Annotated in this window: 21 protein-coding genes; 5 read left to right on the top strand and 16 right to left on the bottom strand. The window is 65.7% G+C overall.

The annotated features are described in order from the left end of the window. Nucleotides 1-425: DbpA RNA binding domain-containing protein (locus tag EN780_RS08840; RefSeq protein WP_189556460.1), on the top strand; the 425-nt coding region annotated here is incomplete at its 5' end. Between the two features lie 378 nt (nt 426-803). After that, nucleotides 804-1,514 carry a DUF805 domain-containing protein gene (locus EN780_RS08830; RefSeq protein WP_128273219.1) on the top strand — a complete coding sequence of 237 codons (711 nt, stop codon included), beginning with the start codon at nt 804-806 and terminating at the stop codon, nt 1,512-1,514. Here the strand turns inward: EN780_RS08830 and EN780_RS08825 are convergent. The 6 genes from EN780_RS08825 to leuD all read right to left on the bottom strand — a co-directional run bounded on the left by EN780_RS08825 (nt 1,504) and on the right by leuD (nt 6,408). Then, the gene (locus EN780_RS08825) at nt 1,504-1,989 is read right to left on the bottom strand and encodes a GNAT family N-acetyltransferase (RefSeq protein ID WP_128273217.1); all 486 of its coding nucleotides are present in this window, start codon (nt 1,987-1,989) and stop codon (nt 1,504-1,506) included. The two genes, EN780_RS08830 and EN780_RS08825, sit on opposite strands and share 11 nt — an antisense overlap. A gap of 4 nt (nt 1,990-1,993) precedes the next feature. Next, the gene (gene leuB, locus EN780_RS08820; protein ID WP_127392840.1) at nt 1,994-3,097 is read right to left on the bottom strand and encodes a 3-isopropylmalate dehydrogenase; all 1,104 of its coding nucleotides are present in this window, start codon (nt 3,095-3,097) and stop codon (nt 1,994-1,996) included. 599 nt (nt 3,098-3,696) lie between these two features. Further along, entirely contained in the window at nt 3,697-4,047 is a 351-nt protein-coding gene (locus EN780_RS08815; RefSeq protein WP_127392843.1) for a VOC family protein, read from the bottom strand. Nucleotides 4,048-4,098: 51 nt separating this feature from the next. Beyond that, nucleotides 4,099-4,482, bottom strand: coding sequence for a RidA family protein (locus EN780_RS08810; RefSeq protein ID WP_128273216.1), 384 nt, complete (start codon nt 4,480-4,482; stop codon nt 4,099-4,101). A gap of 311 nt (nt 4,483-4,793) precedes the next feature. Continuing rightward, on the bottom strand, nt 4,794-5,729 hold the full coding sequence (locus tag EN780_RS08800) for a hypothetical protein (RefSeq protein ID WP_127392838.1): 936 nt from the start codon (nt 5,727-5,729) through the stop codon (nt 4,794-4,796). Nucleotides 5,730-5,802: 73 nt separating this feature from the next. Then, a complete protein-coding gene (gene leuD, locus EN780_RS08795) occupies nt 5,803-6,408 on the bottom strand; it encodes a 3-isopropylmalate dehydratase small subunit (protein ID WP_128273214.1) in 606 nt (201 codons plus the stop codon). Between the two features lie 146 nt (nt 6,409-6,554). On the opposite strand from leuD, the gene EN780_RS08790 reads away from it, so the two are divergent. Continuing rightward, nucleotides 6,555-6,980, top strand: coding sequence for a GNAT family N-acetyltransferase (locus tag EN780_RS08790; protein ID WP_127392837.1), 426 nt, complete (start codon nt 6,555-6,557; stop codon nt 6,978-6,980). 140 nt (nt 6,981-7,120) lie between these two features. Here the strand turns inward: EN780_RS08790 and EN780_RS08785 are convergent, their stop codons facing one another. Continuing rightward, nucleotides 7,121-8,152: an ISAs1 family transposase gene (locus EN780_RS08785; protein ID WP_245493564.1), complete on the bottom strand. Its 1,032-nt coding sequence runs from the start codon at nt 8,150-8,152 to the stop codon at nt 7,121-7,123. Between the two features lie 333 nt (nt 8,153-8,485). Beyond that, nucleotides 8,486-8,914 (bottom strand): Lrp/AsnC family transcriptional regulator, encoded by a 429-nt coding sequence (locus EN780_RS08780; RefSeq protein WP_127392189.1) that lies wholly within the window; start codon nt 8,912-8,914, stop codon nt 8,486-8,488. A 122-nt stretch (nt 8,915-9,036) separates the two neighbouring features. Between EN780_RS08780 and EN780_RS08775 the strand changes: the two genes are divergently transcribed. Further along, entirely contained in the window at nt 9,037-10,143 is a 1,107-nt protein-coding gene (locus tag EN780_RS08775) for a saccharopine dehydrogenase family protein (RefSeq protein WP_127392190.1), read from the top strand. Nucleotides 10,144-10,308: 165 nt separating this feature from the next. Here EN780_RS08775 and lpdA read toward each other — a convergent pair whose 3' ends face one another. The 4 genes from lpdA to EN780_RS08750 form a co-directional block, all read right to left on the bottom strand. Then, nucleotides 10,309-11,721: a dihydrolipoyl dehydrogenase gene (lpdA, locus tag EN780_RS08770; protein WP_128273212.1), complete on the bottom strand. Its 1,413-nt coding sequence runs from the start codon at nt 11,719-11,721 to the stop codon at nt 10,309-10,311. A 236-nt stretch (nt 11,722-11,957) separates the two neighbouring features. After that, nucleotides 11,958-13,274 (bottom strand): dihydrolipoamide acetyltransferase family protein, encoded by a 1,317-nt coding sequence (locus EN780_RS08760; RefSeq protein ID WP_127392191.1) that lies wholly within the window; start codon nt 13,272-13,274, stop codon nt 11,958-11,960. A gap of 17 nt (nt 13,275-13,291) precedes the next feature. After that, entirely contained in the window at nt 13,292-14,305 is a 1,014-nt protein-coding gene (locus tag EN780_RS08755) for an alpha-ketoacid dehydrogenase subunit beta (protein WP_127392192.1), read from the bottom strand. 2 nt (nt 14,306-14,307) lie between these two features. Next, on the bottom strand, nt 14,308-15,540 hold the full coding sequence (locus EN780_RS08750) for a 3-methyl-2-oxobutanoate dehydrogenase (2-methylpropanoyl-transferring) subunit alpha (RefSeq protein ID WP_127392193.1): 1,233 nt from the start codon (nt 15,538-15,540) through the stop codon (nt 14,308-14,310). Between the two features lie 559 nt (nt 15,541-16,099). On the opposite strand from EN780_RS08750, the gene holA reads away from it, so the two are divergent. After that, complete coding sequence (gene holA / locus EN780_RS08740) at nt 16,100-17,146, top strand: DNA polymerase III subunit delta (protein WP_127392194.1); 1,047 nt, start codon at nt 16,100-16,102, stop codon at nt 17,144-17,146. Between the two features lie 225 nt (nt 17,147-17,371). Here holA and EN780_RS41330 read toward each other — a convergent pair whose 3' ends face one another. The 4 genes from EN780_RS41330 to EN780_RS08725 form a co-directional block, all read right to left on the bottom strand. Further along, entirely contained in the window at nt 17,372-17,494 is a 123-nt protein-coding gene (locus tag EN780_RS41330) for a hypothetical protein (protein WP_281035358.1), read from the bottom strand. 501 nt (nt 17,495-17,995) lie between these two features. Continuing rightward, nucleotides 17,996-18,880, bottom strand: a complete 885-nt coding sequence (locus EN780_RS08735) for a ParB/RepB/Spo0J family partition protein (protein ID WP_127392196.1) — start codon at nt 18,878-18,880, stop codon at nt 17,996-17,998. Nucleotides 18,881-18,925: 45 nt separating this feature from the next. Continuing rightward, a complete protein-coding gene (locus EN780_RS08730; protein ID WP_127392197.1) occupies nt 18,926-19,723 on the bottom strand; it encodes a ParA family protein in 798 nt (265 codons plus the stop codon). A 17-nt stretch (nt 19,724-19,740) separates the two neighbouring features. Next, on the bottom strand, nt 19,741-20,223 hold a 483-nt coding region (locus EN780_RS08725; protein ID WP_128273210.1), incomplete at its 5' end, for an RsmG family class I SAM-dependent methyltransferase.

Below are 20,223 nucleotides of genomic sequence, written 5' to 3'. Positions count from 1 at the left end.
TCCCGATGCTGTGCCGCACCGGCAATATCTCGAAGCGCGAGATCGGCGCCATCAAGATGCAGCCGGAAGAGACCTTCGTGCAGATCGCCGCCGACTGGGCCGACCGCTTCCTGGCGGCAATTGGCCCCGACCGCAAATTGCAGAACAACATCGCGGTCAAGCGGCTCGACGGCACGCCCGACCTGTCGCGGGCCGGCTACCAGCCGCCGAAGCCCGACAAGAAGCCGCATCGCGGCAAGCGGCCCTTCGAGGCGAACGCGCCCCAAGGTGCTCACAAGCCGAAATTCGAAAAGCGCGGGCAGCCCGAACGCACCGGCGCGACGGAGACCAAGCCCTGGGCGAAAAAGCCCGGCAAGCCGAAATTCGACAAACCAAGGTCCGACGGGCCGGCAAAGCACAAGAAGCCGAAGAACCGGCCGGGCTGAGCGTCTCATCGGATTCAGCGGTCCGTGGGCCCATCCAGCGATTCGTTGATGCAATCGCACCAATTGCCGAAGGCGCCGCCGCCCCTCATCGCCCTGCCGGGCACTTCTCCCCGTATAGTGACGGGGAGAAGAGGCTGGCCGCGATCTTGGCACCCATCCTGCGATGGCGATTGGTGAAATCGGCGATGGCAGCGCCCCTCTCCCCGTCACTATACGGGGAGAGGATGCCGGCAGGCAGGTGAGGGGCGGCGCCCACCTCGGATAGGCAAAGGAACGGGAGGCAGACCTGAAACGATTGCTCACCATGTCCGGCATGCCTCTTGCGATCCGCGTCGACTTTGAACAGTCTGGGCAAGGCGCAACTTTGGGGGCAAGGCCATGCGCGGCGAAATTCTGCACTATGACGAGGACCAGGGTTTTGGTTTCCTCACCGGAGCCGACGGCAACCGCTACAGCTTCGCGCGCGAGGACATGCGCCGCGAGACCTCGCTGACCAAGGGCGCTGTGGTCGAGTTCCAGCCGGATCGCGGCCAGGCGCGCAACGTCTACTCGGTCCGTCCACAGGCCTCGGCCTCCCCAGGCGCCACCGCCCCAACCGCCGCGCCGCCGCAGCAAGCCGCCCTTAGGCCGGCGGCCGCACAGCACTTCGGCCGCGCGGCCGACGCAGGCCCAGCTCAGTCCACCGGTCTGTGGGACTATTTCTGGCGGGCGGTGACGCGAAACTATTTCAACTTCGCCGACCGCGCCCGCCGCAAGGAATTCTGGGCCTTCTGCCTGTTCTGGACCATCAGCGTCATCGCGGTCGTCGCCATCGGCCTCGCCGCCGACGCGGCGATCGGCGATCTCGAGCCCGGCCAGGAAATGCCGGCGATGACGGTCGGCCTTTGCGGCCTGTTCATCCTGGCGTCGATCCCGCCCTGGATCGGCCTGATCGTGCGCCGCCTGCACGACATCGGCCTGACCGGCTGGCTCGCCATCCTCTGCTTCATCCCGACGATTGGCGGCCTCGCGACGCTGGTCTTCGCGCTGATCCCGACGCAAACCCGCGAGAACCAGTGGGGCCCGGTGCCGCAGGGCGTCAGGATTTAGCGGCCGTCTTCAGCGCCTCGCCCGACAACCGGAGAAAAATCTTCTGGCCGTGGCGCTCGGCACCAAGCTGCGTGTAGAAGCGCCGCGCGCCGTCGTTCCAGTCCTCGGTGGTCAGGTCGATGCGGCCGATGCCGTGGCTCAGGCAATGACCGGCGAGAAACGCGATCAGCGCGCGGCCGGCGCCCTGGTTGCGGGCGCCTTCGCGCACGAAAAGATCCTTCAGGAACATCAGCCGTTCGAGATCGATGCCGGGATGCGCGATGGCCACCGAAGCCAGGCCGGCAACCTCGCCGCCGGCGAAAGCGAGCGCGAAATGCGGGTAGGCCGGGCTTTCATCGGTGAGCCACTGCCGCGCCGCAGCCAGCGCCCGGTCGTGATCGAGCTGCGTCTGCCGGTAATGCGCCGCCATCTCGCAAAGGATGGTGGCGAGCGCCGCCGCGTCTTCAGTCGTCGCCCAGCGGACGTCGACCGCCATGGGATCAGCCCAGGAACTTGGCGATGATGGCGTCGCCCATTTGCACCGTGCCGACCTCGGTCATGCCTTCGGACATGACGTCCTTGGTGCGCAGGCCGTCGTCGAGCACGGCGGCAATCGCCGCTTCGAGCTTGTCGGCTTCGGCCACCATGCCGAAGGAATAGCGCAGGCACATGGCGAAGGATGCGATCATGGCGATCGGGTTGGCGATGCCCTTGCCGGCGATGTCGGGCGCCGAGCCGTGCACCGGCTCGTAGAGCGCCTTGCGCTTCTTAGTCTTGACGTCAGGCGCGCCGAGCGAGGCCGACGGCAGCATGCCGATCGAGCCGGTGAGCATGGCGGCGATGTCGGAAAGCATGTCGCCGAACAGATTGTCGGTGACGATGACGTCGAACTGCTTCGGCCAGCGCACCAGCTGCATGCCGCCGGCGTCGGCCAGCATATGGTCGAGCTTGACGTCCGAATATTTCGCCGCGTGCGTCTGGCTGACCACCTCGTTCCACAGCACGCCGGATTTCATGACGTTGCGCTTTTCCATCGAGGTGACGTGGTTCTTGCGCGTGCGGGCCAGCTCGAAGGCGACGCCGGAGATGCGCTCGATCTCGAACGTGTCGTAGACCTGCGTGTCGATGCCGCGCTTCTGGCCGTTGCCGAGATCGATGATCTGCTTCGGCTCGCCGAAATAGACGCCGCCGGTGAGCTCGCGCACGATCAGGATGTCGAGGCCCTCGACCACCTCCTGCTTCAGCGAGGAGGACGCGGCAAGCGCCGGGTAGCAGATCGCCGGACGCAGATTGGCGAACAGCTCCATGTCCTTGCGCAGGCGCAAGAGTCCGGCCTCGGGGCGCACTTCGTAAGGCACCTTGTCCCATTTCGGCCCGCCGACGGCGCCGAACAGCACGGCATCCGCTGCCATCGCCTTTGCCATGTCGGCATCCGAGATCGCCGCGCCATGCGCGTCGTAGGCGCAGCCGCCGACCAGCCCCTCATCGGTGGCAAAACCGCTGCCGAGTTCTTCGTTCATGGCCGCGATCAGCTTCTTCACCTCGGCCATCGCTTCGGGGCCGATGCCGTCGCCGGCGAGCAGGAGGAGATTTTTCGAAGCCATGGAGAACCATCCCGATAGTGTTTGGAGAAACCGCGGCCTTGCTAAACGCCAAGTGGTCCGTACGCAAGGGGATGCAGAAGGCCGCGACGCCCCTTGCACCTGCCGGCCCTGCAGGAACTGGGTCCTCGCCCCCGCCAGAGGCGGGGGAGAGGTGGCCGAGAAGCGGACGGAGAGGGGGTCTTCGTAGGGTGCTGCCCCAGCTCCGTCTCGGCTTCGCCGAGCCACCTCTCCCCACGTCTAGGGAATGCACGCATCTTCTGTGAGTGGCGTGACTGATCGGCCGAGCCTTGATTGCCCCGTGGTTCCCCCAATCCGTCGCTGCTTCGCAGCGCCACCTTTCCCCCCTCCGGAGGGAAAGGAAGGGAGCATTGGTGGACGAGCGTTGACGGCAAAAGGCCTGGCGTCTTTCCTCTACCCCGTCGATCGGGGGAGAGGTGGCTCGGCGAAGCCGAGACGGAGTGGGGGTCGACCAGCCCTACATTAGACAATCCATGCGCCAAGCTGCCATGCACGCTATCGCAAAAACCAGCCGCTTGGAAATGCGTGCATGCCATAGCCCACTGTGTGGGCGAGAAACCCAAGCTGGAATAGCGGCGCGCCTACCGGTGCGAAAGGACATTCACCAGCCGGCCGAACGGGTCGCGCACAAAGAAGCGCCGCACGCCCCAGGGCTCGTCGGCCGGGCCGTATTCGATGGCGAAGCCGGCCTTGCGCATGGCCGCAAGCGCCTCGTCGACGTCGTCGACCTCGATCGACAGATCAGGCACCGGCGTGCCGGAGCCGCCCTCGGTCATGAAGCTGATCTGCACCGTCATCGTCTCGGCCGAGCCGCTGGTGACGATCCAGCCTCGGTCCATCAAAACATCGAGCCCGAGCACGTCCTGATAGAAATGCTGCGCAGCGGCGGTGTCCTGCGTGGCGATGTTGGCGACGATGCGCTTGACCTTCACCATCGGCTGATCCTCGCTTTGTGCAAGCGCCCCGGTCTTGCGCGACCTGCATCAGGCCGTGCGCTTGAGCGCGGTCACTTCGATCTCGATCTTCATCTCCGGCTTGTTGAGCTGGCAGACGATCATCGTCGCCGCCGGCCGGATATCGCCGAACGCCTCGCCGAGGATCGGGAACACCACGTCAACATAGGCCTGGTCGGTGATGTAGTAATGCACCCGCACCACATCGGCCATCTCGAAGCCTCCGTCGGCCAGGGCCTTTGCAATGGTGGCGAGGCAATTGCGCGTCTGCGCCTCGACCGTGTCGGGCATGGTCATGGTGGCATAGTCATAGCCGGTGGTTCCCGAGACGAAGCACCAGTCGCCCTGCACCACCGCGCGCGAATAGCCGGCGGTTTTCTCGAAGGGCGAGCCGGTGGAGATGAGTGTGCGCATGGAAACCTCGCAGTTGTTGCGGTTATCCTGAAGCAGACGGGCGATCCGGTCGTGAGCCAGGGAGCATCGATTGTCGGTGCAAAACTTTGATGCTGGCGGGCCAGCGCCCCCCTCTGGCCTGCCGGCCATCTTCCCCACTTGGGGGGAGATCAGATGTCGCCTTGGCTTTCGCCAACCACCAACGTTGCAAGGCGGGCGGGGCGCCGAAACAGCCAATCTCCCCCCAAGTGGGGGAGATGGCCGGCAGGACAGAGGGGGGCGCGAAGGAACGCGGCGAAGCAGAAGGCGCTCACGCGCCGCCCGGCAAGAACCTAATTCGCCGCCCCCTGCGCGTCGTCATATGCTTTCTTGATATCCGCTGGCCAATCCTTCAGCGGCGGCCGAGCATCGGGCTCGCCATTGTCGCCGCGGCGGGCGAAATAGACCATGTGCTTGACCGGGTCGACCGCCATGAAGCCGTCATTGCCGCCGCAATCGTGCGGCACGCAGCCGGTGGCGTAGAAGGCGCCGGATGCGGTCCTTTCGGTGCCGCCGCCGACCAGCAGGCTGGTCGCCATGTCCGGCATGGTGTCGCCGAGCACCGCCTGCGCCGCCTTGTAGACGGCCTCGTTGTGGAAGGCGTCGATGATGTTGTCGTATTTCGACGGGTCGACATCCTTCCAGTCGGTGCCGGATTCCGGCGTGTAGGTGAGGTTGCCGGAGGTGGTCAGCCCTTCGGTCGGCGACCATTGCAGCGCCGCTCTCGTCTCTCCCGGCAGCAGGAAGGGCACATAGTAGATGGCGCTGTCGGAAACCGCGGGCGGCGGCGCGCCGCATTCGTCCTGCTCGACGGTGGCGGTCTGGATCTCGCCGCCTTCCGGCTTCCAGGCGATGACGCTCGCCGGCCCGCATTGATTGCCGCCATCGCCGACATCGAACAGTGCGACCTTGACGCCGCCGACCTCGACAATCTTGTCGAAGAAGACGTCGTAATTGTCGGCGAGCTGCTTGCCGTCATAGGCGAGCACCTTCTCGCCATACTCCTCCTGCTGGGTGATGGTGAACTGGCCTCCCTCGAACGGGATCGGCGCCTGCTTGTCCTCGTCGGCCGGCGCCGCATCGGTGGTGCTCGACGCGCCCTGGTCGGCGGCGCCGCCGGACGCATCGTCGGCCGGCACCAGCACCGGGTCGGTCTGGGCATGCGCGCCCGCCATCGGCAGCAGGTTCACCGCCAGCGCGCAGGCGCCGGCCAGAAGCGAGCGTGTCATGACTGTCCCTCCGTTCAGCCGCAGCACGAACCCGGCCTGTCGTGGCCGGGCTTAACCATTCAGATACAGACGATCAGGCCCAGGGGCGCTGCGCGGCGTTCTTCTGTTCGAACGAGGCGATGGCGCCGGCCTTCTCCATGGTCAGGCCGATGTCGTCCAGCCCGTTGAGCAGGCAGTGACGCTTGAAGTCGTCGAGGTCGAACGTGACCACGCCGCCGTCGGGGCCGCGGATCTCCTTGGCCTCGAGATCGACCGACAGCGTGGCGTTGGAGCCGCGCGAGGCGTCGTCCATCAGCTTGTCCAGGTCTTCCGGGCTGACGGTGATCGGCAGGATGCCGTTCTTGAAGCAGTTGTTGTAGAAGATGTCGGCGAACGAGGTCGAGATGACGCAGCGAATGCCGAAATCGAGCAGCGCCCACGGCGCGTGCTCGCGGCTCGAGCCGCAGCCGAAATTGTCGCCGGCGACCAGGATCTGCGCCTTGCGATAGGCCGGCTTGTTGAGCACGAAGTCGGGGTTCTCCGAGCCGTCCTCCTTGTAGCGCACCTCGGCGAACAGGCCGGTGCCGAGCCCGGTGCGCTTGATCGTCTTCAGATAATCCTTGGGGATGATCATGTCGGTGTCGATGTTGACGATCGGCATCGGCGCGGCGACGCCGGTCAGCTTGGTGAATTTGTCCATTGGCTTTTGCCCGTTTTTCGTTGCGGGGGATTTGCTGGCGCACGGTTTACACAAAGCCGGCGGCAAATGAAAGGCAACTGTTCGTGCGCGGATCGGCGGTCAGAAAAGACTTCGAAATCCTGGCCCCTTGGTGCAGTCTGGCGCCCATGACCGAACCATCCCGCGTCCTCTATGCCAGCGAGCCGGCGGTCGGCGTCGCCGAGTTCCGCCGCGTGCTGGTGGAATCCGGCCTCGGCGAGACGCGCCCCGTCGACGACGAGGCCCGGCTGACGACCATGCTCGGCAACGCCAACCTGGTGCTGACGGCGCGCCTCGACACAGAGGGCAAGCCGCTGATCGGCGTCGCGCGCGGCGTCACCGACTTTGCCTGGGTCTGCTACATTTCCGAGCTTGCCGTTTCCCAATCCGCGCAAGGGCTCGGCGTCGGCAAGGGCCTGATGGACGAGGCGCGCCGCCAGCTCGGTCCCGCCGTCGCCATCAGCCTGATCTCGATGCCGGACGCTGTCGGCTTCTACGAGCGCATCGGCATGACGCGCATGCCGGACGCCTTCTGGTTCTCCCGCAAGGGCTGATCCGGCTGGCGACCCTGAAGTCCTGCTTGAGACCGGCAAGGGTTCTGCCCACCCGCCGTGAAAGGATTGAGCCAAAGCAAACGTCGTGATCCTTCGCGCCCCCCTCTGCCCTGCCGGGCATCTCCCCCTCAAGGGCAGGGCTATCGCATATGGGTTAGCGCCTGGATGAGATAGTCGTCGTTCCAGGCGCATTTCTTGATGCGGTGGCTGATGGGGACTTTGTCGGCATCGGCTGCCTGGAGGACGTTTCTGGCGATGCGGGTGAGGATTGCGGTGTTTGCCGGAGCATTGTCCTTGCGGGCTCGGGATTGATCTTCGCCCAGATGAACGTCGAGCATCCAATGCAGCCCGTTCTCGATCTGCCAATGCGCCCTTGAGAGGTCGAGGGCTTGCTGTGGCGACAGCAGTGTCGAGGCCATGAACAGGCGCGTCAGCGGTTCGGCCTGATCGCGCCGGCTGGAGATGCGGATGAAGGCTTTATGGCCAGGCATCAGCGGCTCGGCAGTGGCCACGACCTCTGCCTGCCGCCACTCGTCGCGGCCATGGCTGGTCTCGGTCCGCTCCGCGACAGCGGGGGTGCTCCCGGCCAGATGTTGCTTGGCATGAACAACCCAATGCCGACGGTTGCCCTTAAGAGCGAGCAGGTAGTCGCCTCCCCGCTCGGTGATGGCCTCAGCCATGCGCGTGTGACAGTGGAGCGCATCGGCGGTGACCATTCTACCAGTAAGATCAATGAGTTCGACGACTTTAAGGGCAGCCTCGACCTCATTCTCGGCAGTGCCGGGGGATACCGCTGCCAGGCATAACCGTGTCTCGGTGGCGAAGGCCGACACCGTCAGAGGCGGACTGGCGGCAAGGCCCTTCTCATAGGCCCGCCGCAGCGCCTTACCGTCGAGGGCGACCACCTCCTGGCATGCCCGTGCAAAGCCTGCGGCAAAGGCTGCGAAGGCACGCCCGAAAGCCTCCGGATCCAGCAGCCGCAACAGCCGCGAGAAGGTGTCGTGACTGGGCGCCACCTCATACTCAATCAACCGCGACAGTGCCTGCCTGCGCTCTTGAGCAAACAACGAGAACTCTGTCGCGTTGTTTGCCCCGCACAGGCTTGCCGCGATCATCATCACGATCAGATCGCCAAGCCGATGCGTGGCGTTACCAGCGCGGGGGTCAGGCACGGCGCCGAAATAGCTTTCAAGGCTCGAAATGGCAGTCTCTCCCTCGTTAAGACTGCCTGCTCACAGAATCCCTTCTCAGCCCAACTTCAAGTCCCAAAAAGCCATATGCGATTCCCCTGCCCACAAGGGGGAGATTGGCAGCTTCGATCCCGGCGCCTTTTCTGCCACATCGGCGATTGGCGAAAGCCGGCGTGACATCTGATCTCCCCCCTCGAGGGGGAGATGTCGCCGAAGGCGACAGAGGGGGTCGGTCCGACCGGGCGCGGCCTGTTCCTTTCCTCTCCCTCCGGAGGGGGGAGAGGAAAGGTGCCGTTCACTCGCCTGCCGGCAGTTTCACCGATCGATCCGCGTCGACAGAATGATCGACGACGACGTCCGCTCGACCCCGTCCATAGCGCCGATCTGGTCGAGCAGCGCGTCGAGATCGCGGATCGACGGCGCGTCGACGATGACGATCATGTCGAAATTGCCGCTGACCGAATGCAGCGTCCTGACCGGCGGCAGCGCCGCCAAGGCGCGCACCACCTTGTCGGCGAGCTTGGGCGTGACGGTAAGCAGCACATGCGCCCTGACCAGCCCTTGCTCATAGTCGGGCGACAACCGCACGCCGTAGCCCGCAATGATGCCGCGCTGCTCCAGCCGATCGATCCGGCTCTGCACCGTGGTGCGCGACACGCCGAGCTGGCGGGCGAGCTCGGCGGTCGAGGCGCGCGCGTTGGCGCGCAGCAGCGAAAGCAGGGCCTGTTCGGCATCGCTGATCATTTCGACGATCCTTGTCGGCATATTGTTCAAAATGGCATTTCGCTTCGTACAATTCCACGCTTCCTTTCGACAGGCAAGCTGCGATGATTCCCGCCAGTTTCGAAATGGCAGGGGTATAGATCATGAAAAAGAACATCGTTGTCGTCGGCGCCGGCAAGATCGGCTCGACCATCGCCGAGATGCTCGCCTCCACCGGCGACTATGGCGTGACGCTCGTCGACCGCTCGGCGGCGCAGCTTGCGGCGGCCGAATTGCCCGCCGGTGTCGAGACGCTTGAGATCGACATCGCCGCGCCGGGCGTGCTCGAGGCGGCGCTTGCCGGCAAGTTCGCGGTGCTGAGCGCCGCGCCCTTCCATCTCACCACGCGCATCGCCGAGGCTGCCGCCGCTACCGGCGTGCACTATCTCGACCTCACCGAGGATGTCGTCAGCACCAGGCGGGTTAAGGAGCTGGCGCGCGACGCCGGGAGCGCCTTCATTCCGCAATGCGGGCTGGCGCCGGGCTTCATCTCCATCGTCGCCAACGATCTCGCCAGCCGCTTCGACACGCTGGAGAGCGTGCGCATGCGGGTCGGCGCGCTGCCGCAATATCCGTCCAACGCGCTGAACTACAATTTGACCTGGAGCACCGACGGCGTCATCAACGAATACTGCGAGCCCTGCGAGGCGATCGTCGAGGGCGAGCTGATCGAGGTACCGCCGCTGGAGGAGCGCGAGGAGTTCTCGCTCGACGGCGTCACCTACGAGGCCTTCAACACCTCGGGCGGGCTGGGCACGCTGGCCGAGACGCTGAAGGGCAAGGTGCGCACGCTGAACTACCGCACCATCCGCTATCCCGGCCACGCCGCGATCATGAAGGCGCTGCTCAATGATCTCGGGCTTCGCCATCGCCGCGACGTGCTGAAGGACATTTTCGAGAGCGCGCTGCCGTCGACGCTGCAGGACGTCGTCATCGTCTTCGTCACCGTCTCGGGCCGCAAGAATGGCCGCCTGCTGCAGGAGACCTACGCCAACAAGATCTACTCGAAGCGCGTCGGCACCCTGGTGCGCAGCGCCATCCAGATCACCACCGCCTCCGGCATCTGCGCCGTGCTCGACATGCTGGCCGACGGCTCGCTGCCGGCCAGGGGCTTCGTGCGCCAGGAAGACATCGCGCTCGACGCCTTCCTCGCCAACCGCTTCGGCCGCGCCTACGCTCAGCACGAGATGGAAAGCCGGCTCGCGGGGTGAGCTGTGCAATCTTCCCCGTTGAGGGGGAGATGTCGCCGAAGGCTACAGAGGGGGTCGCTTCGCGTGGAGCGCTAACCTCCATCTGTCGCAAGGGAGGTCGCGTCCGGTCGCACCGGCCCCCTCTGGCCTGCCGGTCATCTCCCCCTCAAGGGGGGAGAAACCTTTTCAAATATGCAGCGCCTGACCCAGCGCCTTGAGCGCCGCTTCCTGGAAACCTTCGCCCTGCGTCGGATGGGCGTGGATCGTTCCCGCGATGTCCTCCAGCCGCGCCCCCATTTCCAGCGCCAGGCCGAACGCGGCTGACAGTTCCGAGACCCCCTGGCCGACCGCCTGGATGCCCAGCACCAGGTGGTTGTCGGCGCGGGCGACGACGCGCACGAAGCCATCCTCGCCGAGCCTGGTCATGGCGCGGCCGTTGGCGGCGAACGGGAACTGGCCGATCTTGATCTCGCCAGCCAGCGCCTTCGCCTCGTCCGGCGACAGACCGGCGGTCACCAGCTCCGGATCGGTGAAACAGATCGCCGGGATCGAGCGCTTGTCCCAGCTTCTTTTGTGGCCGGCGACGATCTCGGCCACCATCTCGCCCTGCGCCATCGCCCGGTGCGCCAGCATCGGCTCGCCGGTGACGTCGCCGATGGCGAAGATGCCGCGCATCGAGGTGCGGCACTGCTCATCGATGCGGATGAATTTGCCGGCCATGTCGAGGTCGATCTGGTCCAGCCCCCAGCCTTCGGTGAGCGGCTTGCGCCCGACGGTGACGAGGATCTTGTCGGCGGCGACCTTGGCGTTCTTGCCGTCTGCCGCCTCGACCAGCAGCGCATCGCCCTTGCCGGCCTGTCCCTGGGTCGACACCCCCTTGGCCTTGGCGCCTGTCATCACCTCGATGCCGAGCTCGCCGAGCCGCTTCACCACCGGTCGGGTCAGTTCGGCGTCATATTGCGCCAGCACGCGGGGCAGCGCCTCAACCACGGTGACCTTGGCGCCCATTTTTGCGAAGGCCATGCCAAGCTCCAGCCCGATATAGCCGCCGCCGACCACGGCGAGCTTCTTCGGCACCTCGCTCAACGCCAGCGCGTCCGTCGACGAGATCACCGGGCCGCGGAACGGCAGGAACGGCAGTTCGACCGGCGCCGATCCGGTCGCGATCACCACCGTCTCGGCGCGGATCACCTGGGTGCCGGTCTCGGTCTCGACCTCGACGGTCTTGCCGTCGCGGAACGTCGCCCAGCCCTGCACGGTCTTCACCCTGGCCTTCTTCAGCAGCCCGGCGACGCCGCTGTTCAGCCGGCTAACGATGCCGTCCTTCCAGGCGATTGCCTTGGCCAGATCGAGCGTCGGCGCGGCGACCGAAATGCCGAGCGGGCTGTTGCCGCCGGCCATATGCGCCACCTTCTCGAACTCCTCCGCGGCATGGATCAGCGCCTTGGAGGGAATGCAGCCGACATTGAGGCATGTGCCGCCCGGCTTTCCCGCCTCGACGATCACCGTATCGACGCCGAGCTGGCCGGCGCGGATCGCGCACACATAGCCGCCGGGCCCGGCGCCGATGACGAGCAGCTTGCAGGAGATTTCTTTCATGATGTGGTCCTTCGATCCGAGGGAACGTTCCGTCGCGATCCTTCGCGCCCCCCTCTGTCCTGCCGGACATCTCCCCCACGAGGGGGGATATCAGCAGCTTCGTCGTTTCGTTCATTCCTGCAACGGCGGAGATTGGCGAAGCCCGGCATGACGTCCAATCTCCCCCCTTGTGGGGGAGATGCCTGGCAAGGCAGAGGGGGGCGCTGTCCCGCCATCATCTCAATCGTCCCGCCCCACTAATCCACGAAAATCAGCGCAGGCGTTTCCAGCAGCGCCTTGATGCGCTGGACGAACACAGCGGCATCCCAGCCGTCGATGACGCGATGGTCGAAGCTGGACGACAGGTTCATCATCTTGCGCGGGATGAACTGGGTGCCGTCCCACACCGGCCGCACCATCATCTTGTTGACGCCGACGATCGCCACCTCCGGATAGTTGATGACCGGCGTCGTCGCCACGCCGCCCATGGCGCCGAGCGAGGTGATGGTGATGGTCGAGCCTGACAGCTCGTCGCGGCTCGCCGTGCCCGACTTCGCCGCCTCGGCCAGCCGGTTGACCTCGGCGCCGCACTCCCACAGGTCGCGCGCCTCGGCATGCTTGACCACCGGCACCACCAGCCCGGACGGCGTCTGCGCGGCGATGCCGATATGGACGCCGCCATGCTGGTGGATGATGCCGGCCTCGTCGTCGAAGATCGCGTTGATGCTCGGCTGGTCGGCGATCGCCTTGGCCATCGCCCGCATTAGGAACGGCAGCAGCGTCAGCTTCGGCCGGTCCTGCCGCTTCTCCTTGTTCAGCGTCGCCCGCAGCTCCTCCAGTGAAGTGACGTCGATCTCCTCGACATAGGTGATGTGTGGGATGCGCGATTTGGCGAGCGCCATCTTCTCGGCGATCTTGCGCCGCAGCCCGATGACCTTGATGTCCTCGACATTGTCCTTGCGGGCAAGCCCGGAGGTTTTCGCGACCTGCGGCCCGCGCGCCAGGAACGCCTCGATATCCTCATGGCCGATGCGGCCGGCCGGGCCGGAACCCGCGACCTGCCTGAGGTCGATGCCGGCTTCCCTGGCGCGCAGCCGGACGGCGGGCGAGGCCAAAGGCTTCTCGCCTTCGGGACGCGGCGCGCCGGAAACCAAGGCCCGTGCCGCCCCATTTGCGGGAGCTGGCGCCGGCTTGGCTTTCGGCGCGGCGACCTTTGACTGCGCCTTCGGGCTCGCCGGAGCGGCCTCGGGTTTCGGGGTTGGCAGCTTGGCTGGCGGTTCGGCCTTGATGGCCTCTTCCGCCGCATCGCTCTGCGGCTTCATATTGCCCTCGCCGGCAACCTTCAGCCGCACGATCGGCGAGCCGATCGCCACCGTGTCGCCGATCTCGGCGCCCAGCCACAGGATCTCGCCATCGACCGGCGAGGGAATCTCGACGGTTGCCTTGTCGGTCATGACGGCGGCCAGCACCATGTCCTCGCGCACGAGGTCGCCGACCTTCACATGCCATTCGACCAGCTCGGCCTCGGCGACGCCTTCACCGACATCCGGCAGCTTGATGACGTGCTCGCCCATGGTCAGGCCTCCCCTCTTCAAGCTTCCAGCGTTTCGACGAGCGCGCGGCCGACCCGGGCCGGGCCGGGAAAGTAGTCCCACTCCTGCGCGTGCGGATAGGGCGTGTCCCAGCCGGCGACGCGCACGACCGGTGCTTCCAGATGGTAGAAGCAGTGCTCCTGCACCAGCGCCGAGAGCTCGGCGCCGAAACCGGAGGTCAACGTCGCCTCGTGCACCACCACGCAGCGTCCGGTCTTCGTCACCGAGGCGACGATCGTCTCGAGATCGAGCGGCAGCAGGGTCCTCAGATCGATGATCTCGGCGTCTATGCCGGTCTCCGCGGCCGCCGCCTCGGCGACATAGACCATCGTGCCATAGGCGAGCACCGTAACCGCGGCGCCCTGCCTGCGGATCGCCGCCTTGCCGAGCGGGACAGTGTAGTGGCCGTCGGCGACCTCGCCAAGATCATGTTTCGACCACGGCGTCACCGGGCGGTCGTGATGGCCGTCGAACGGACCGTTGTAGAGCCGCTTCGGCTCGAGGAAGATCACCGCATCGGGATCCTCGATCGCCGCGATCAGCAGCCCCTTGGCGTCGGCAGGGTTGGACGGCACGATCACCTTCAGGCCGGAGACGTGGGTGAACAGCGCCTCCGGGCTCTGGCTGTGCGTCTGGCCGCCGAAGATGCCGCCGCCGGTCGGCATGCGAACCACGATCGGGCAGGTGAAATCGCCGTTGGAGCGATAGCGCAGCCGCGCCGCCTCCGAGACGATCTGGTCGTAGGCCGGATAGACATAGTCGGCAAACTGCACCTCGACGCAGGGCTTAAGCCCATAGGCGGCCATGCCGATGGCGGCGCCGACGATGCCGGCTTCGCTGATCGGCGCATCGAAGCAGCGGCTCTTGCCGTATTTGGCCTGCAGGCCTTGCGTGCAGCGGAAGACGCCGCCGAAGAAGCCGACATCCTCGCCGAACACGACGACGCGCTCGTCGCGCCCCATCGACACGTCCATGGCGTCGCGGATCGCCTCGATCATGGTCCGTCTCGGCATGGTCAGACCCCTGCCTGCTGGCGCTGGCGCCTGAGATGCGGCGGCATCTCGGCATAGACGCCCTCGAACATGTCGCGCGTCGACGGCTTGCCGCCGGCATGCAGCGTGCCGTGGCTCTCGGCCTCCTTCTGCGCCGCGATCACCGTCTCGAGGATTTCGGCTTCCGCCTGGGCATGGCGCTCGTCCGACCAGACGCCGCGCAGGATGAGATGGTTCTTCAGCCGCACGATCGGGTCGCCGAGCGGCCAGGCATCGGACTCCGCCTTCGGCCGGTAGGCGGACGGGTCGTCCGAGCTCGAATGCGCGCCGACGCGGTAGGTGACATATTCGACCAGCGTCGGCCCGAGATTACGGCGCGCCCGCTCGATCGCCCATTTCGCCACCGCATGGACGGCGAGATAGTCGTTGCCGTCGACGCGCAGCGAAGGGATGCCGAAACCGAGGCCGCGCGCCGCGAAAGTGCCGGAGCCACCACGCGCAATGCCCTGGAACGTCGAGATCGCCCACTGATTGTTGACGACATTGAGCACCACCGGCGCCTTGTAGGTCGAGGCGAACACGAGTGCTGCATGAAAATCGGACTCCGCCGTCGAGCCGTCGCCGATCCAGGCGGCGGCGATGCGCGAATCGTTGGAGATCGCCGAAGCCATCGCCCAGCCCACCGCCTGGATGTACTGCGTCGCCAGATTGCCGGAGATCGAGAAGAAGCCGTGCTCCTTTGACGAATACATGATCGGCAGTTGCCGGCCCTTCAGCGGATCGGCCTCGTTGGAATAGATCTGGTTCATCATCGTGACCATCGGATAGCCGTCGGCGATGAGCAGGCCGGCCTGCCGATAGGTCGGGAAGTTCATGTCGCCCTTGGTCAGCGCCTTGCGGAAGGCGCAGCTCACCGCCTCCTCGCCGAGATGCTGCATGTAGAAGGAAGTCTTGCCCTGGCGCTGCGCCATCTGCATGCGCTGGTCGAAGCTGCGCAGCGTCATCATGTGGCGCAGGCCTTCGAGCAATTCCTGGTCGGAAAGCAGCCCGGCCCACGGCCCGACTGCCTCGCCGTCGCGGTTGAGCACGCGGATGATCGAGAACGCCATGTCGCGGATGGTGCGCGGATCGACATCGATCTCCGGGCGCGGCGCCGATCCGGCCTTGGGGATGGTCACATTGGAGAAATCGGGCGTGCCACCCGGCCGCACCTCGGGCTCGGGAACATGGAACCGCAACATTCCAGCATCGGCCATGACCTACGTCCTCCAATGTTGCCGGTGCGATAGTTGCACATCCGCGCCACTAATTCATCGGCCAGATGACGGGCCGTGCCCCGGCTTCTCGGCTGATCAAGGCCGATACGGCGCGCTGGCGACAAGATGCAGATATGACGGCGAAATTTCTTGTCGATGTTTTCCTGCGTCACGCAATTTGGCGAATGGCTGTGACCGGTCTGGCGCAAGAGCCTGAAATGCCCGGACCACGTAGGCGTTCGGGTAACTGTCGAGGCCAGTGCTGCCCCTCACCTGCCTGCCGGCATCCTCTCCCGGTATGGTGACGGGGAGAGGGGCGCTGTGTCCCCCGTTTCGCCAATCATCAACGTCGCAAGAAGGGCGCCAACGTCGCGGCCATCCCACTTCTCCCCGTCACTATGTGGGGAGAAGGTGCCGGCAGGCGGATGGGGGGCGGCGCCGGCGGTCAGCTATGAATCATCATCCGACATCGAAACAATCGCCCGCGCGAGCCAGATAGGCCTCTGCAAGTTGCCGAAACTCTGGTTCACCCGCCCCGCCTCATGCTAACTCACCCCGCATGGCACAGAAGAAGGGATACGAGGTCGATTCGTGGCTGGCGCGGCCTGACGCGGCCATGTCCATCGTCCTGCTTTACGGCCCGGACCGCGGGCTCGTCGCCGAACGGGCCAGGGCTTTTGCCGGCAAGACCGGCCTGCCGCTCGACGATCCGTTCTCGGTCGTCAGGCTGGACGGCGCGGAAGTCGACCGCGACCAGGGCCGCCTGCTCGACGAGGCGCGCACCGTGCCGATGTTCTCCGACCGGCGGCTCTTGTGGGTGCGCAACGCCAGCGGCCAGAAAGCGCTGGCCGACGACGTCAAGGCGCTGACATCGGAGCCGGCGCGGGACGCCATCATCCTCATCGAGGCCGGCGACCTGAAGAAGGGCACCGGCCTGCGCGCCATCGTCGAGGCCGCCGGCAACGCCATCGCCCTGCCCTGCTATGCCGACGAGGCAAGGGATATCGACACCGTCATCGACGACGAACTGCGCAAGGCCGGCATGTCGATGACGCTGGAGGCGCGCCAGGCGCTGCGCCGCAATCTCGGCGGCGACCGGCTGGCGTCGCGCGGCGAGATCGAGAAGCTGGTGCTCTACGCCCACGGCCAGAAGGAGATCAACCTCGACGATGTCCGGGCGACGTCCGGCGACGTGTCAGGCGCCTCCTTCGACGATGCCGTCGATGCGCTGCTGGACGGCAAGATCGCCGATTTCGACACCGCTTTCACCCGACACTGCCAGGGCGGCGGCCACCCCTTCCTGGTGCTGTCGGCGGCGATGCGCCAATTGCAGGCGATCCAGGCGATGCGCGGCCAGATGGAAGGCGGCGGCCGCAACGCCGCCTCCGTCGTCGCGGCCGCGCGCCCGCCGGTCTTCTTCTCGCGGCGCAAGCTGGTGGAAAAGACGCTGGAGCGCTGGAACGTCGAGGCGCTCGGCCGGGCGCTCAACCGGCTGCAGACCGCCGTGCTGCAGACCCGCAAGCGGCCGGACCTGTCGGAAGCCCTGGCGCGCCAGGCGCTGCTTGGCATTGCGGTCGAAAGCGCGCGGTTGGCGCAGAGGGGCTGAGCCGTCTTCGCCTGAATGCAGTCCCGGTCGCCTATTAGAGCAATTCCAGGAAAAGTGGCCGGCGGTTTTCCATACGGGATTGCGCAATAACAAACACTTAGGGGCAGACCCGGATTCCATGAAGCGCTGTGCCGCACTACAGACTTCAACCTCAAATTGGGATTGGCTGGCTCGCGCCAGGTGTTTCAGGGGCGATTCGGGGGGGTGAAATGACCAAGAAAGTCGTTACGGGTTCTTTTTCAGCGTGTTCTTGACGGTTGTCCTCTGGCAGGTCACCGCTCGCCTGTCCTTCGGCCGCGCGTTGGACGACATCGTGTTCATGGCAAGCCCAATCGTGGCGATCGTCATTTCCGTACTGCTTGTCCGGTCGAAGCTGATGCACAGCAACCGGACAAACGAAGATACGGACGACGCCTAGCGACCGGGACGAGCGCGTTTCAGGAACGCTGAACCGCCCTATCTCATTGTTTTGGAGCAATTCCGGACGGAAAACCGCTGAGCCGGGCGGTCGAAGTGACGGGCGCCGTTCCTCTCCCCCGTCGATCAAGGGAGAGGTGTCGAGCGAAGCTCGACGGAAAGGGGTCGACCAGCGCCGGCGTCTTTGTTTCTGGCGGGGTGATGCCTGGCCCTGATGATGAATTGTCGGCGTCGGCGTATTTAAGAACCGCCTTCCCCCACTCCGTCGCCGCTTCGCAGTGCCACCTCTCCCCCCTCCGGAGGGAGAGGAAAAGAGCCGGCGGAGGGCGGATGGGTCACAAAACGAAGGGCCGGCGGATGCCAGCCCTTCCTCGCTTCTCATCTTAAGCCGAAACTTTATTAGCCGGCTAAATGTCCTGAAATCTCGACACCTTACCGCTCGTCCTTCAGCCGCCGGCAGAGCTCGTCGAGCTGGTCCAGCGTCCGGTAGTTGACGCGAATTGTGCCGCCGCGCTCCTTGTGCTCGATCGACACGATCATGCCGATCGTGTCGGTGAGCAGCTTTTCCAGCGCCAGCGTGTCGGGGTCCTTTTCCACCGGCTCGGCCTTTTTCGCCTTGGCCGGCGTCGGACCGGCCGGCATCTGCGCCAGCGCTTCGGCCTGGCGCACCGAAAGTCCCTCCTCGACGATGCGCTTGGCGAGGCCCGCCGGATCCTCGGCCGTCACCAGCGTGCGGGCGTGCCCCGCCGACAGCGCGCCGTCGACCAGCATGTCGTGGATGACATTGGGCAGCTTCAGGAGCCGCAGTGTATTGGCGACATGGCTTCGGCTCTTGCCGATCACCTGGCCGAGGTCGGCCTGGGTGTAGCCGTGCTCGTCGATCAATTGCTGATAGCCTTGCGCTTCCTCAACCGGGTTGAGGTCGGCGCGCTGCACGTTCTCGATGATCGCCAGTTCCAGCGCCGTGCGGTCGTTGACCTCGCGCAGGATGATCGGCAGCTCGGTCAGGCCGGCGCGCTGCGCCGCCCGCCAGCGCCGCTCGCCGGCGATGATCTCGTAACGGCCGGGCTGCGTCGGCGACGGCCGCGCCACCACCGGCTGCACGACGCCGTGCTCGCGGATCGACTGTGCCAGATCGGTGAGCTCGGCATCGCCGAAATGCCGGCGCGGGTTCTTCGGATTGGGGCTGACGAATTCGATCGGCACCTTGCCGTCCGCCGCCGGGCTCTGCTTTTCCGGGATCGCCGGGCGGTCGATCTCGCCGATCAGCGCCGCCAGGCCGCGGCCAAGTCTTTTTCTCGAAAGGTCTTCACTCATAATCTGTCCAGATCGTTTCGGTATCGAATCGGCGTTTGGCCGGCATCAGGCGGCGCGCAATTTGCGCTCGCGGCGGATCACTTCGGAAGCGAGCTGCAGATAGGCCTGGCTGCCCGAGCATTTGAGGTCGTAGAGGATCGCCGGCTTGCCGTAGGAGGGCGCCTCGGAAACGCGGACATTGCGCGGGATGATCGTCTCATAGACCTTGTCGCCCATATGCGTGCGCACGTCCTGCACCACCTGGTTGGCGAGGTTGTTGCGGCCATCGTACATGGTGAGCACGATGCCCTGGATGGTGAGATCCGGGTTGATCGTGCGGCGCACCTGCTCGACCGTCTCGAGCAGCTGGCTGAGACCTTCGAGCGCGAAGAACTCGCACTGCAGCGGCACGAGAACGGAATCGGCTGCCGCCATTGAATTCAAGGTCAAAAGGTTGAGCGACGGCGGGCAGTCGATCAGCACATAGCCGAAAGGCGCCGAACGCTCGGCCGCCGCGCGCAACGCGTTGCGCAGCCGAAGCACCCGGTCCGGCGCCGAGGCGATCTCCATCTCGATGCCGAGCAAATCGAGCGTCGACGGGACGATCGAGAGGCCCGGCACCGCCGTCGGCACCGCCGCCGCTTCGAGATCGAGCTCGCCGGTCAGCACGTCGTAGGAGGAGACGGTGCGGTCCTTGCGGTCGATGCCGAGCCCGGTGCTGGCATTGCCTTGCGGATCGAGGTCGACGATCAGCACCTGTTCGCCGATCGCCGCCAGCGCCGTCGCCAGGTTGATGGCGGTCGTCGTCTTGCCGACGCCGCCCTTCTGGTTGGCTACGGTGATGATTCGAGGTCCAGTTTTCATGGGTCTATGCCAGTGATTCATTGCGGGGTCGCCGGGCGCAGATGGGTGACTTCGAGGATGACGCCATGAGGGTCGGTCAAGCTTGGATGTTCTACCAGATCGAATGCCCAGCGGTGAGTGCTTTCTTCCACCTCGGCCCGGTAATCCCGGCCTTTGTGGAAAAGCGCGCGCGCCCCTTTGGTCAGCCACGGCGCCGCTAGGTCGAGCAGCGCCGGCAAAGCCGCAAGCGCTCGCGCCGTGACGATTTCCGGTGCCGCAACAAGCGGATAGCTGTCGTCGATGCGCCGCGCGACGACTCGCGCCGGCAGCCCGAACTGGCCGACGACCGCTTGCAGGAACGACGCCTTCTTGCGGTTGCTTTCGACCAGGTCGATAGACGCGCCGTCGCGCTCGGCTAGCAGGAAGCCCAGCACCAGTCCGGGAAAGCCGCCGCCCGAACCGAGGTCGACCCAGCGTCTGGCCTCGGGCTCGATTCGGGCGAGCTGCGCGCTATCCAGTAT

Source organism: Mesorhizobium sp. M4B.F.Ca.ET.089.01.1.1 (genome assembly GCF_004022605.1).
GTDB lineage: Bacteria > Pseudomonadota > Alphaproteobacteria > Rhizobiales > Rhizobiaceae > Mesorhizobium > Mesorhizobium abyssinicae.
This window is presented reverse-complemented; position numbering and strand designations above follow the sequence as displayed.

Bases quoted from the DNA above. Each gene is read 5' to 3' on its own strand.
- EN780_RS08830 (WP_128273219.1), top strand. From the start codon at position 804: ATGCGCGGCGAAATTCTGCACTATGACGAGGACCAGGGTTTTGGTTTC.
- EN780_RS08825 (WP_128273217.1), bottom strand. From the start codon at position 1,989: ATGGCGGTCGACGTCCGCTGGGCGACGACTGAAGACGCGGCGGCGCTC.
- leuB (WP_127392840.1), bottom strand. From the start codon at position 3,097: ATGGCTTCGAAAAATCTCCTCCTGCTCGCCGGCGACGGCATCGGCCCC.
- EN780_RS08810 (WP_128273216.1), bottom strand. From the start codon at position 4,482: ATGCGCACACTCATCTCCACCGGCTCGCCCTTCGAGAAAACCGCCGGC.
- EN780_RS08800 (WP_127392838.1), bottom strand. From the start codon at position 5,729: ATGACACGCTCGCTTCTGGCCGGCGCCTGCGCGCTGGCGGTGAACCTG.
- leuD (WP_128273214.1), bottom strand. From the start codon at position 6,408: ATGGACAAATTCACCAAGCTGACCGGCGTCGCCGCGCCGATGCCGATC.
- EN780_RS08790 (WP_127392837.1), top strand. From the start codon at position 6,555: ATGACCGAACCATCCCGCGTCCTCTATGCCAGCGAGCCGGCGGTCGGC.
- EN780_RS08780 (WP_127392189.1), bottom strand. From the start codon at position 8,914: ATGATCAGCGATGCCGAACAGGCCCTGCTTTCGCTGCTGCGCGCCAAC.
- EN780_RS08775 (WP_127392190.1), top strand. From the start codon at position 9,037: ATGAAAAAGAACATCGTTGTCGTCGGCGCCGGCAAGATCGGCTCGACC.
- lpdA (WP_128273212.1), bottom strand. From the start codon at position 11,721: ATGAAAGAAATCTCCTGCAAGCTGCTCGTCATCGGCGCCGGGCCCGGC.
- EN780_RS08760 (WP_127392191.1), bottom strand. From the start codon at position 13,274: ATGGGCGAGCACGTCATCAAGCTGCCGGATGTCGGTGAAGGCGTCGCC.
- EN780_RS08755 (WP_127392192.1), bottom strand. From the start codon at position 14,305: ATGCCGAGACGGACCATGATCGAGGCGATCCGCGACGCCATGGACGTG.
- EN780_RS08750 (WP_127392193.1), bottom strand. From the start codon at position 15,540: ATGGCCGATGCTGGAATGTTGCGGTTCCATGTTCCCGAGCCCGAGGTG.
- holA (WP_127392194.1), top strand. From the start codon at position 16,100: ATGGCACAGAAGAAGGGATACGAGGTCGATTCGTGGCTGGCGCGGCCT.
- EN780_RS41330 (WP_281035358.1), bottom strand. From the start codon at position 17,494: ATGACGATCGCCACGATTGGGCTTGCCATGAACACGATGTCGTCCAAC.
- EN780_RS08735 (WP_127392196.1), bottom strand. From the start codon at position 18,880: ATGAGTGAAGACCTTTCGAGAAAAAGACTTGGCCGCGGCCTGGCGGCG.
- EN780_RS08730 (WP_127392197.1), bottom strand. From the start codon at position 19,723: ATGAAAACTGGACCTCGAATCATCACCGTAGCCAACCAGAAGGGCGGC.